This window comes from Burkholderia sp. Tr-862 (genome assembly GCF_011753085.1).
Taxonomy (GTDB): Bacteria; Pseudomonadota; Gammaproteobacteria; order Burkholderiales; family Burkholderiaceae; genus Burkholderia; species Burkholderia ambifaria.
This window is the reverse complement of the sequence record NZ_VWWG01000192.1, coordinates 1-11,398: the sequence shown is the minus strand read 5'-3', so window position 1 is coordinate 11,398 and position 11,398 is coordinate 1. Positions and strand designations below refer to the sequence as shown.

At 67.1% G+C, this 11,398-nt stretch carries 11 protein-coding genes; 7 read left to right on the top strand and 4 right to left on the bottom strand.

What is annotated here, in order from left to right; translation table 11 throughout:
* Nucleotides 1-564, bottom strand: a 564-nt coding sequence (wrbA, locus tag F3J14_RS30390) for an NAD(P)H:quinone oxidoreductase (RefSeq protein WP_166726082.1), incomplete at its 3' end; no start/stop codon positions are given.
* A gap of 133 nt (nucleotides 565-697) precedes the next feature.
* On the opposite strand from wrbA, the gene F3J14_RS30385 reads away from it, so the two are divergent.
* Nucleotides 698-2,029: a YihY family inner membrane protein gene (locus tag F3J14_RS30385; protein WP_166726081.1), complete on the top strand. Its 1,332-nt coding sequence runs from the start codon at nucleotides 698-700 to the stop codon at nucleotides 2,027-2,029.
* A gap of 18 nt (nucleotides 2,030-2,047) precedes the next feature.
* Here F3J14_RS30385 and F3J14_RS30380 read toward each other — a convergent pair whose 3' ends face one another.
* Entirely contained in the window at nucleotides 2,048-2,365 is a 318-nt protein-coding gene (locus tag F3J14_RS30380; RefSeq protein ID WP_166726080.1) for an Mpo1-like protein, read from the bottom strand.
* A 157-nt stretch (nucleotides 2,366-2,522) separates the two neighbouring features.
* On the opposite strand from F3J14_RS30380, the gene F3J14_RS30375 reads away from it, so the two are divergent.
* From F3J14_RS30375 to aroC, 3 genes are all read left to right on the top strand, one after another.
* Nucleotides 2,523-2,978: a CBS domain-containing protein gene (locus tag F3J14_RS30375; protein WP_006755543.1), complete on the top strand. Its 456-nt coding sequence runs from the start codon at nucleotides 2,523-2,525 to the stop codon at nucleotides 2,976-2,978.
* A gap of 142 nt (nucleotides 2,979-3,120) precedes the next feature.
* Nucleotides 3,121-5,055, top strand: a complete 1,935-nt coding sequence (locus tag F3J14_RS30370) for an MFS transporter (protein ID WP_166726079.1) — start codon at nucleotides 3,121-3,123, stop codon at nucleotides 5,053-5,055.
* 198 nt (nucleotides 5,056-5,253) lie between these two features.
* Entirely contained in the window at nucleotides 5,254-6,354 is a 1,101-nt protein-coding gene (gene aroC, locus F3J14_RS30365) for a chorismate synthase (protein ID WP_006755420.1), read from the top strand.
* Between the two features lie 69 nt (nucleotides 6,355-6,423).
* Here the strand turns inward: aroC and F3J14_RS30360 are convergent, their stop codons facing one another.
* Nucleotides 6,424-7,500, bottom strand: a complete 1,077-nt coding sequence (locus tag F3J14_RS30360; protein WP_166726078.1) for a LacI family DNA-binding transcriptional regulator — start codon at nucleotides 7,498-7,500, stop codon at nucleotides 6,424-6,426.
* 238 nt (nucleotides 7,501-7,738) lie between these two features.
* Here F3J14_RS30360 and rbsK point away from each other — a divergent pair, with 238 nt between their 5' ends.
* The 3 genes from rbsK to F3J14_RS30345 all read left to right on the top strand — a co-directional run bounded on the left by rbsK (nucleotide 7,739) and on the right by F3J14_RS30345 (nucleotide 11,042).
* Entirely contained in the window at nucleotides 7,739-8,668 is a 930-nt protein-coding gene (gene rbsK / locus F3J14_RS30355; RefSeq protein WP_166726077.1) for a ribokinase, read from the top strand.
* Between the two features lie 63 nt (nucleotides 8,669-8,731).
* Nucleotides 8,732-10,051 carry an MFS transporter gene (locus F3J14_RS30350; protein ID WP_166726076.1) on the top strand — a complete coding sequence of 440 codons (1,320 nt, stop codon included), beginning with the start codon at nucleotides 8,732-8,734 and terminating at the stop codon, nucleotides 10,049-10,051.
* A 43-nt stretch (nucleotides 10,052-10,094) separates the two neighbouring features.
* On the top strand, nucleotides 10,095-11,042 hold the full coding sequence (locus F3J14_RS30345; RefSeq protein ID WP_166726075.1) for a dihydrodipicolinate synthase family protein: 948 nt from the start codon (nucleotides 10,095-10,097) through the stop codon (nucleotides 11,040-11,042).
* A gap of 111 nt (nucleotides 11,043-11,153) precedes the next feature.
* Here the strand turns inward: F3J14_RS30345 and F3J14_RS30340 are convergent.
* A partial coding sequence (locus F3J14_RS30340; RefSeq protein WP_211080405.1) for a 4Fe-4S dicluster domain-containing protein occupies nucleotides 11,154-11,398 on the bottom strand: 245 nt, incomplete at its 5' end.

The following is an 11,398-nucleotide window of genomic DNA, read 5'->3' as shown; positions in this document are numbered from 1 at the left end:
CACGCCGAGCGCGGCCGCGAGCGCCTTTTCGTCGGCCGACAGCCCTGCGGCCGCGCTGCGATCGTGCTGCGACACGTGCGATGCGCCGTAAGGCGTGCCGCCGGTGCGCGTCGTGCTGAGCGCGGCTTCCGTGTACGGGATCCCGACGATCATCATTCCGTGATGCAGCAGCGGCAGCATCATCGACAGCAGCGTCGATTCCTGGCCGCCGTGCAGGCTGCCGGTCGACGTGAACACGCTCGCCGGCTTGCCGGTCAGCGCGCCCGACAACCATTGCGGGGTCGTGCCGTCGAGGAAATACTTGAGCGAGGCGGCCATGTTGCCGAAGCGGGTCGGCGAGCCGAGCGCGAGACCCGCGCATTCCTCGAGATCGCGCAGCTCCGCGTACGGCGGGCCGTCGGCGGGGATGTCGGGGGCGGTGGCTTCGCAGACCGTCGAGACGGACGGCACGGTGCGGATGCGCGCCTGCATGCCGGGCACGCTGTCGACGCCGTTCGCGATGGCGAGCGCGAGATCGCGCGTGGCGCCGTGACGGCTGTAATAGAGGACGAGAATGTCTTTCATGGGCGACGGGGCCGCGTGCGGCCGCGCGGATGCCCGGTGCAGTCGGCCCCTGCTGGATCGAGCGGCTATTATAGGGGCTGAAGTCGTCGCGCAGCGCGCCGTCGGGCGCGCGGCATCAAGAAGGAGAAACCGTTTGCCGAAGTTGAGCGTCGATCTCGACACCATCAAGCGCCTCGCGCAGTTCGCGGCCCGGCGCAGCGCCGAGGATCGCATCCCGCAAGTGGCGGGCAGCCTCACGTTCACGACGATGCTGGCACTCGTGCCGCTCGTGACGGTCGCGTTCGCGCTGTTCACCGCGTTCCCGATGTTCTCGTCGTTCCAGATCTCGCTGCAGGGGTTCCTCGCGGACCACCTGATGCCCGCGCAGTTCAACGTCCAGATCTTCAAGTACCTGAACCAGTTCGCGTCGAAAGCCAAGGGGCTGACGACGGCCGGCCTGATCGTGCTCGTCGTCACGTCGGTGATGACGATGATGACGATCGAATCCGCGTTCAACCTGATCTGGCGGGTGCGCAAGCCGAGACCGTTCGCGCAGCGCGTGCTCGCGTACTGGGCGCTGATCACGCTCGGCCCGCTGCTGTTCGGCGTGAGCCTGTCGATCTCGTCGTACCTGTTTACGCAGTCGCTGGCGTTCACCGGCGCCGCGCCGTCGACGTCGATCGTCGAGTGGCTGCTCGCGCTCGTGTCGCTGCCGCTGACCGTGCTCGCGTTCACGCTGCTGTACGTGTACCTGCCGAACTGCACGGTCGCGTGGCGCGACGCGGTGATCGGCGGCCTATTCGCGGCCATCGCGTTCGAGCTTGCGAAGCGCGGCTTCGGCTATTACGTGCGGCGCATTCCGACCTATACGGCCGTATACGGCGCATTCGCGGCGCTGCCGGTGTTCCTGCTGTGGGTGTATCTGAGCTGGTTCATCGCGCTGCTCGGGGCGATGGTCGCGTCCGCGCTGCCGGCGATCCGCGTCGGGCAGTTCCATCGCATCCACTATCCGGGCAGCGACTTGCTCGACGCGCTCGAATTGCTCGCGCGGCTGGCCGAGGCGCACGAAGTCGGCAAGGCGGGCTATACGGCGACGCGGCTCGCGACCATGTTGCGCTGCGACATGGAAACCGCGCAGCGGCTGCTGCTGACGATGGAGGAGCGGGAATGGATCGCGCGGCTGGATGGCGGTGAAGTCGGGCCGCGCTACATCCTGCTGGCGAACCCGGTGCGCCTGACGCTCGCGCAGCTGTTCGACGTGCTGGTGATCGACCGCACGGAGCTGACTTACCAGCTGCAGCGGCGCCGCAGCCACGTCAATGGCGCGGCATTGCTCGAGGTGCTGTCGAACGACCGGTTCGACGTATCGCTCGCGTCGCTGATCGCCGCGCACCGGCTCACAGGTGCGCAGCCGGCGGAAAGCGTGCCCGGGCCGGTGCCCGGCGGGGCGCCCGACCCGCACGCGCGGCCGCCGAAAACGGCGTGACGCGGTGCCGGGCGGGTGTTACAGCGCAATCTTGCCGGTGCAGATGTCCTTGAACATCACCCAGTCGCCCATCAGGCTGTAGATCGGGTGCCGGAACGTGGCGGGGCGGTTCTTCTCGAAGAAGAAGTGTCCGACCCACGCGAATCCGTAGCCGCACACGATCGCCGCCGGCAGCCACAGCCAGTGGCCCGTCGCGATCGCCATCGCGACGCAGCCGATCACGCCGAGCGAGCCGATGAAATGCAGCCGCCGTGACGTCAGGTTCTGGTGTTCGTTCAGGTAGTACGGGTAGAAATCAGCGAAGCTGGCGAATTGCTCCGTATGCGTATGCGCCATGGCCGTCTCCTCTGGCCGCCGTCCATGCAGCCATTGTGCGGCGGGCGGCCCGCGTCCGCAAGCGCCGGCGGCCGCGCCGCGCGGGCCCGCGCTTTCCTTTTGACAGGCTTTCCGATAGGATCGAAAGCGATTTGCATTCAAGCTTGAGGGGACTACGATGCGCGTCAGCGATATTCTGAAAGTGAAGGGCAACACGCTGTTTACGGTGACGCCCGATAAGCCGCTGCGCGAAGCGGTCGATACGATGGCCGAACACGATATCGGTTCGCTCGTCGTGATGGAGTACGGCGATCTCGTCGGGATGCTGACGTTCCGCGAGATCATCCTGCGCCTGCATGTCAACGGCGGTGCGATCGGCGACGTGCAGGTGCGCAAGGTGATGGACGAGCCGCTCACCTGCACGCCGGAAACCGATGTCAACGAAGTGCGCCGGATGATGCTCGAGCGCCATGCGCGCTACATGCCGGTGCTCGACAAGAAGGTGCTGATGGGCGTCATCTCGTTCTACGACGTCGCGAAGACGGTCGTCGAGGCGCAGAGCTTCGAGAACCGGATGCTGAAGGCGTACATCCGCGACTGGCCGGAATCGGAAGCCGAAGCGCACAAATCGTGAAGCACGTCGCGCCCGGTGCCATGACGCGCGGGCGCTGCCATTCGACGACCGGCGGCGCAGGTTCAACCTGCGCCGCCGTTTTTTCAACAACAACAACACGAGGCCCGCGCAGCTTCGCCCAGACGATGCGCGCGTATTCCGCATGAGCGATCACACGCAAGTCTCTTCCGCGTCGCGCGGCGAACGGCGCGCCCACGCGTCGCAGTTCGACCTGTTGCGCCAGCGCCGTTTCGCACCGTTCTTCACGACCCAGTTCCTGGGCGCGCTGAACGACAACGTATTCAAGATCGGTTTCACGTCGCTCGTCACCTATCACACCGCGCGTTTCTCCGGTGTCGATGCGAAGACGGCCGCGTTCCTGATTTCCGCGATCTTCATTTTGCCGTTCGTGCTGTTCTCGGCCACGTCCGGCCAGATCGCCGACAAATACGACAAGGCGACGCTCACGCGTTTCGTGAAGACCTTCGAGATCGTGCTGATGCTGGTCGGCGCGGCCGGGTTCGTCACGCACAGCGCGACGCTGCTGTATCTGTGCACGTTCATGATGGGGATGCACTCGACGCTGTTCGGCCCCGTCAAGTATTCGTACCTGCCGCAGCATCTCGGCGAGCATGAGCTGGTCGGCGGCAACGGCCTCGTCGAGATGGGCACGTTCATCGCGATCCTGATCGGCACGATCATCGGCGGCGCGGCCGCGGGCATCGAAGGCAGCGGCGAGCGCGTGCTTGCCGTCAGCGTGGTCGTCATCGCGCTGGCGGGGCGGCTCGTCGCGCAACGCGTGCCGCCGACGCCGGCGCCGCAGCCCGATCTCGTGATCAACTGGAACCCGTTCAGCGAGACGTGGCGCAACCTCGGCCTCGCGAAGCAGAACCGCACCGTGTTCCTGAGCCTGCTCGGCATCTCGTGGCTGTGGTTCGTCGGCGCGACGTTCCTCACGTCGTTCTTCAACTTCGCGAAGGACGTGCTGTCCGCGAGCCCCGACGTCGTCACGGTCCTGCTCGCGACGTTCTCGGTCGGGATCGGCCTCGGCTCGCTGCTGTGCGAGCGGCTGTCGCAGCGGCGCGTCGAGATCGGCCTCGTGCCGCTCGGCTCGATCGGCATCAGCGTGTTCGCGATCGAGCTTTATTTCGCGAGCCGCTCGCTGCCGTCGCCCGGCCATCTGCTGTCGGTGGGGGAATTCCTGGCCGGTGGGCGCCACTGGCGCATCCTGGCCGACCTGTTCCTGCTCGCGATGTTCGGCGGTTTCTACAGCGTGCCGCTGTATGCGCTGATCCAGAGCCGCAGCGCGCCGACCCACCGTGCGCGGATCATCGCCGCGAACAACATCCTGAACGCGCTGTTCATGATCCTGTCGGCCCTGATGGCGATGGGGCTGACCCACGCCGGCGTCGACATTCCGGGCCTGTTCCTCGTCACCGCGCTGCTGAACGTCGTCGTCGCGACATACATCTACCTGCTGGTTCCCGAGTTCCTGCTGCGCTTCGTCGCGTGGGTGCTGGTGCACACGTTCTACCGGATTCGCCTCGTGCATGCGGAGCGCATTCCGGAGGAGGGCGCGGCCGTGCTCGTGTGCAACCACGTGAGCTACGTCGATGCGCTCGTGCTGGCCGCCGCGAGCCCGCGGCCGATCCGGTTCGTGATGGATCACCGCATCTTCAAGGCACGTTTTGCGAGCTGGGTGTTCCGGCATGCGAAGGCGATCCCGATCGCGCCGCGCCACGAGGATCCCGACATGCTCGCGCGTGCGTACGACGCATGCGAGGCCGCGCTGAAGGACGGCGAACTCGTGTGCATCTTCCCCGAAGGCAAGCTGACCAAGACGGGCGACATCAACACGTTCCACCGCGGCATCACCGAAATCCTGGGCCGCACGCCGGCGCCCGTGATTCCGATGGCGCTGCGCGGGCTCTGGGGCAGCTATTTCTCGCGCCATTCCGATGCGCGGATGCCGCGGCCCATCAAGCGCGGCGTGATGAGCCGGCTGACGCTCGCGGTCGGCGAGCCGATATCGGCATCGATCGCGACGCCCGAGGCGCTGCAGGCCGCGGTGACCGAACTGCGCGGCGCGCGCAAGTAAGCGCGGCGGGGCCCGGCGGCAGCGCGCCGGGCCGTATGCATGGCCGGCCCGTGTGGTCTGAACGGTTCACACGGCCCGCCGGCCCGGGACGGCTGGCATAATAGCGGTTTACCTCTTTTTCTCGACCGGCAAACGATCGGCCTGCCCGCGGCCCCGGCAGCGCATCGGTTTGTCCATTTCTCTTTGGGCGGTTCCATCATGTCCGGCAATACCCTCGGCACGCTTTTCACTGTCACGACCTTCGGCGAATCGCACGGTCCCGCGATCGGCTGCGTGATCGACGGCTGCCCGCCGGGAATGGGGCTGACCGAAGCCGACATCCAGTTCGAGCTCGATCGCCGCAAGCCCGGCACGTCGCGGCACGTGACGCAGCGCCAGGAGGCCGACGAGGTCGAGATCCTGTCGGGCGTGTTCGAAGGCGTGACGACCGGCACGCCGATCGCGCTGCTGATCCGCAACACCGACCAGCGCAGCAAGGACTACGGCAACATCGTCGAGACGTTCCGTCCCGGCCATGCCGACTACACCTACTGGCAGAAGTACGGCATCCGCGACTACCGCGGCGGCGGCCGTTCGTCCGCACGCCTGACCGCGCCGATCGTCGGCGCGGGCGCGGTCGCGAAGAAGTGGCTGCGCGAGCGTTTCGGCGTCGAGGTGCGCGGCTACATGAGCTGCCTCGGCGAGGTCGACGTGCCGTTCGTCGACTGGTCGCATGTGCGCGAGAACCCGTTCTTCTCGCCGAACGCGGCGATCGTTCCGGAGCTGGAAGCCTACATGGACGCGCTGCGCAAGGACGGCGACTCGATCGGCGCGCGCATCGACGTCGTTGCGTCGGGCGTGCCGGTCGGCTGGGGCGAGCCGGTATTCGACCGTCTCGACGCGGACATCGCGAAGGCGATGATGAGCATCAACGCGGTGAAGGGCGTCGAGATCGGCGCGGGCTTCGACAGCGTCGCGCAGCGCGGCTCGGTGCACGGCGACGAACTGACGCCGGCCGGCTTCATCGGCAACCATGCGGGCGGCGTGCTCGGCGGGATTTCGACCGGGCAGGACATCACCGTGTCGATCGCGATCAAGCCGACGTCGAGTATCCGCACGCCGCGCCGTTCGATCACGAAGGCCGGCGAAGAGGCGACGGTCGAAACCTTCGGCCGCCACGACCCGTGCGTCGGCATCCGCGCGACGCCGATCGCCGAATCGATGCTCGCGCTGGTGCTGATCGATCATGCGCTGCGCCATCGCGCGCAGTGCGGTGACGTCGAGACGTCGACGCCGAAGATCGCCGGCAGCGCGACCTGATGCACGCGGGCCGGCGCCCGCCGGCTCGACCGATACGATGCGAAACGGGGCGCCTTGAGCGCCCCGTTTTCATTGAGCTGCCCGCGCCTGCGGTGGCGGCGCGGCCGATTCACGCACCCGCAGTTCCGGCAGTACCGCGTAACCGGGCCCGGCTTCGCCGTTCCCGAGCGCGTCGAGCAACGCGTGGGCGGCCTTGCGCCCGATCGCAGCGGTGTCGACCCACATCGTCGTCAGTGACGGGCGGATTTCACGCGCCAGCGCGACGTCGTCGAATCCGGTGATCGACAATTGCGACGGCACGTCCAGCCCCAGTGCCTGCGCCTCGAGCAGCGCGCCCAGCGCGAGGGCGTCGTTGCCGCAAATCACGGCCGTCGGGCGCGTCGCCCCGCTGTCGGCAATCGCGCGCAGGCTCGCCCGCCCGAACGCGATCGTTGCCGCGCCCTCGTGCTGGTGTACCGGGCGAACTGCGAGCCCGCGCGCGGCAAGCGTGTCGTGAATGCCGCGCAGGCGGGCCTGCACGCGGTCGTTGTCTGCGGAAGGCTGCATGATGATCGCGAAATCGCGATGGCCGAGGTCGAGCAGGTGCGTGGTCAGCCGCGCGAATGCGGCGCGGTTGTCGAAGCCGATGCAGCAGTGCGGGCTGTCGTCGCGATACGCGTAGGTGACGACATACGGCACGCGATGCTGGTGGAGCAGTTCGAATACTTCCGGCGGATACGCTTCACCGACCAGCGACACGGCTTCCACGCCGCGCGACAGCATCGCGCGCACCTGCGCCAGCGCTTGCGCCGGGTCGTAATTCGAGCAGCCCAGAAAGAGGGTGATGCCGTGTTCGGCCATGACCGCCTGCATTCCCGCTACCTGCGACGCGAACACCTGGTCGTCGAGCGTCGGGATGATCGCCCCCGTGATGTGGGTGCGCGTGGACGCGAGTGCGCGGCCGGCGGCGTTCGGAATCCAGTTCAGCGCGCGTGCGGCGTCGCGCACGCGCTGCTGTACGTCGGCCGATACCTTGCCGGGATCGTTGTACACGCGCGAAACGGTCGCGGTCGACACGCCGGCGAGTTTCGCGACATCCCCGAGCACCGACCGGCCGCTGCCGCGGCGCGCGCGCGCCGCGCCGCCGCTGGAAGGAGGCGTACTCATCGGGCCCCCCTGGCCGCGGCTGTCGCGCAGACGCCGCCCGTTCTCAAAAGCGCCATCGTTTACCCTCGATTCATCGTGGTCCCGCTTGCATTTCCAATCCGGCCTGTGAGAATGTAAGCGCTATCTTGATGCGAATCCGTATTATGTCAGACATAGATTCCTGCTGCATTGTGAAGTTTTCGTCGACGTCGGCCTTTCCGGCCATTTTGTTTGTCTCAAATGTAAGCGGTTACATTCGATGATGAATTCTGTAAAGCCACCCCGAATCGCCGTCGTCGGCAGCGTCAACGTCGATCTCGTCACACGCGCGCCGCGTCTGCCCGTACCGGGCGAAACACTGCTCGGCACCTCGTTCCAGACCGTCCACGGCGGCAAGGGGGCGAACCAGGCGGTGGCCGCCGCGCGCCTTGGCGCGTCGGTCGCGATGATCGGCTGCGTCGGCAACGACGCGTTCGGCGCACGCCTGCACGACGCGCTTGCGGCGGAGCGTATCGACGTCACGCACCTGCACCGGATCGACGGCGAGGCAACCGGCGTCGCCACGATTACGGTCGACGCACACGGGGCGAACAGCATCGTCGTCGTTCCCGGCGCGAACGCATGCCTCGATGCCGCATTGATCGACGCGGCGCGCGACGTGATCGCCGGCGCGGCGCTGATGGTGTGCCAGCTCGAGGTGCCGATCGAGACCGTCGCGCGCGCCATCGGCAGCGCCATCGCCCATCGGACGCCCGTACTGCTCAATCCGGCGCCCGCCCGGCCGCTGTTCGACGCATTGCTGTCCCGCATCGACTACCTCGTCGTCAACGAAACGGAGGCGGAGTCGCTGACCGGCATCGCCGTCGGCGACGACGCGTCGGCGGTGCGCGCCGCCGATGCGCTGTGCGCGAAGGGCGTCGGCAACGTGCTGGTCACGCTTGGCGCGCGCGGCGTCTGCTGGCGAGGGACGGCAGGGCATGGCCGCCATCGGGCGAGGGCGGTGGTCGCGGTCGATACGACGGCGGCCGGCGACACCTTCGTCGGCGGGTTCGCGGCGGCCCGTGCGAGCGGTGCGTCGATGGATGACGCAATTGCATACGGCCAGCACGCGGCCGCGATCAGCGTGACGCGCCACGGCGCGCAAACCTCGATTCCGACACGCGAAGAAGTGGAGCGTGCGGCCGTATAGATTCCGCGACGACGGAAAGGGCCGGAGCCCGGCCAACCATTCAGGACAATGGAGACAGACGCAATGAACGAGAATCATGCAGTTCCCACTGCGCCCCCACGTATCCGGCGCGGACAACGTATCGCGCTCGCGCTGTTGATGGTGAGCGGGATCGTCAACTATCTCGACCGCGGCACGTTGGCCGTCGCGAGTTCGGCCATCCGGAACGATCTGGGTCTGTCGCTCTCCGAGATGGGCTTGCTGCTGTCGGCATTTTCGTGGAGCTATGCGTTATGCCAGTTCCCGGTCGGCGGACTCGTCGATCGCATCGGACCGCGCCGTTTGCTGGGCGTCGGGCTGATCGTCTGGTCGCTCGCGCAGGCGTCGAGCGGCATCGTCTCCACCTTCGGTTGGTTCATCGTCGCGCGTATCGTGCTCGGCATCGGCGAGGCGCCGCAGTTCCCGTCGGCGGCGCGGGTGGTGAGCAACTGGTTTCCGCTGCGCGCGCGCGGGACGCCGACCGGCATCTTCAACGCGGCATCGCCGCTCGGCACCGCGCTCGCGCCGTTGCTGCTGGCGGTGCTGGTCGCCTCGTTCAACTGGCGTTGGGCGTTCGTCGCGACGGGGGCGCTCGGCCTCGTCGTTGCCGTCATCTGGTTCGCCCTGTACCGCGATCCGGCGCGTGCGCAATTGACGGCGGCGGAACGGGCGTATCTCGATGACGATGCGCAGACTGCCGTCGCGATGCCGAAGCTGACCTTCGCCGACTGGCGCAGCCTGTTCTCGCACGGCACGACCTGGGGCATGCTGATCGGATTCTTCGGGTCCGTGTATCTGAACTGGGTCTACCTGACCTGGCTGCCGGGGTACCTGACGATGGAGCGTCACATGAGCCTCATTCGCACCGGGTTTGCGGCGTCGGTGCCGTTCTTGTGCGGATTCGTCGGCTCGCTGGTCGCCGGCTGGCTGTCGGATGTGGTCACGCGCCGCAGCCGCTCGCCGGTCGTGAGCCGGCGCAACGCGGTGGTCGTCGCGATGCTCGGGATGGTCGCATTCACGATCCCGGCCGCGCTCGTGCAGAGCAATACGGTCGCGCTCGCGTGCATTTCGGTCGTGATCTTTCTCGCCAATGCGGCATCGGCGTGTTCGTGGGCGCTCGCGACGGCGGCCGCACCGCCGAGCCGCATCGCATCGCTCGGCGCGATCCAGAATTTCGGCGGTTTCATCGGCGGGGCGCTCGCGCCTATCCTGACGGGTGTCATCGCGCAGAAGTGGTCGTTCGTGCCCGCGCTGCTGACGGCGGCGGCAATCGCATTCGCCGGTGCGATGGCCTACCTGCTGCTGGTTCGCAAGCCGATTCCCGAGCAGGCCGCGAGCACCGCGTCCGGCGCGCTGCCGGCCTGAGCGACGGCCACCATCACGTATTGACGAAAGCAAGGAGAAACAGATGCAACACCATCAGCAGTCGAGCGCGACCATCGAGGGGATCGTACCGGTGATGCTGACGCCGTTCGACGACGCCGGGGCCATCGATTACGCGGGGCTCGAGCGACTCATCGAATGGTATCTGGCGCACGGTTCGGATGCGCTGTTCGCGGTCGCGCAATCGAGCGAGATGCAGTTCCTGAGTCTGGCCGAACGGGCGGAACTCGCGCGTTTCGTGGTCGAACGCGTGGCCGGGCGCGTGCCCGTCGTCGCGTCCGGGCATATCAGCGAGGATCTCGATGCGCAGGTCGCCGAGTTGCGCGCGGCCGCGGAATCGGGCGCACAGGGCGTCGTGCTCGTGACCAATCGCCTCGACCCGCAGCGCAAAGGCAGCGCCGCGTTGCTCGACCATCTTCACAAGCTGCTGGCGCGCCTGCCGTCGGATTTGCCGCTCGGCTTGTATGAATGTCCGGCGCCTTACCGCCGATTGCTGTCCGATGACGAACTGCGTGCGTGCATCGACACCGGCCGCTTCGTGATGCTCAAGGACGTGAGTTGCGACCTGGAGACGGTGAAGCGGCGCGTTGCGCTCGCCGCGGGATCGCCGCTGAAGATCCTGAATGCGAACGCCGCGATCGCGTGGGATGCGATGAAGGCGGGCTCCGCCGGTTTCAACGGCGTGTTTACCAACTTTCATCCGGATCTGTATCGATGGCTGCGCACGCAGGGCGACTCGGATCCGGCGCTCGCCGACGAGTTGTCGACGTTCCTGGTGGTCTCGGCCGTATCGGAAGTACTGGGCTACCCGGCGCTGGCGAAGATCTATCACCAGCGGATCGGCACGTTCGCGTCGATTCGCTGTCGCGCGATCGACTACGACGTGCGCGAGCGCTTCTGGGCGCTCGATGCGGTGCTCGACAAGATCGTGTCCGGTACCGAGCACTTCCGTCGGCGGATCGCGGCGCGCTGACCGGGCTGCTCCGGCGTGCCTTGCATGAATCGCACGCCGGATAGCGGGCAGGGCAGCGTCGACTGTCGAACGGGCAAAAAAACGCCGCGCGAGGCGGCGTTTTCCGGGAGGTTACATATTCGGGTAATTCGGCCCGCCACCACCTTCCGGCGTGACCCACACGATGTTCTGCGTCGGGTCCTTGATGTCGCAGGTCTTGCAGTGCACGCAGTTCTGCGCGTTGATCACGAGCCGATCGCTGCCGTCGTCGTTCTTCACGAACTCGTATACCGCCGCCGGGCAGAAGCGGGCCTCCGGCCCCGCGTACGTGCGCAGGTTCACGTTCACCGGCACGTTCGCATCCTTCAGCGTCAGAT

Excerpts from the sequence above, each read along its gene's own strand:
- F3J14_RS30380 (WP_166726080.1), bottom strand. The coding sequence starts at position 2,365 with ATGGCGCATACGCATACGGAGCAATTCGCCAGCTTCGCTGATTTCTAC.
- F3J14_RS30375 (WP_006755543.1), top strand. The coding sequence starts at position 2,523 with ATGCGCGTCAGCGATATTCTGAAAGTGAAGGGCAACACGCTGTTTACG.
- F3J14_RS30370 (WP_166726079.1), top strand. The coding sequence starts at position 3,121 with ATGAGCGATCACACGCAAGTCTCTTCCGCGTCGCGCGGCGAACGGCGC.
- aroC (WP_006755420.1), top strand. The coding sequence starts at position 5,254 with ATGTCCGGCAATACCCTCGGCACGCTTTTCACTGTCACGACCTTCGGC.
- F3J14_RS30360 (WP_166726078.1), bottom strand. The coding sequence starts at position 7,500 with ATGAGTACGCCTCCTTCCAGCGGCGGCGCGGCGCGCGCGCGCCGCGGC.
- rbsK (WP_166726077.1), top strand. The coding sequence starts at position 7,739 with ATGATGAATTCTGTAAAGCCACCCCGAATCGCCGTCGTCGGCAGCGTC.
- F3J14_RS30350 (WP_166726076.1), top strand. The coding sequence starts at position 8,732 with ATGAACGAGAATCATGCAGTTCCCACTGCGCCCCCACGTATCCGGCGC.
- F3J14_RS30345 (WP_166726075.1), top strand. The coding sequence starts at position 10,095 with ATGCAACACCATCAGCAGTCGAGCGCGACCATCGAGGGGATCGTACCG.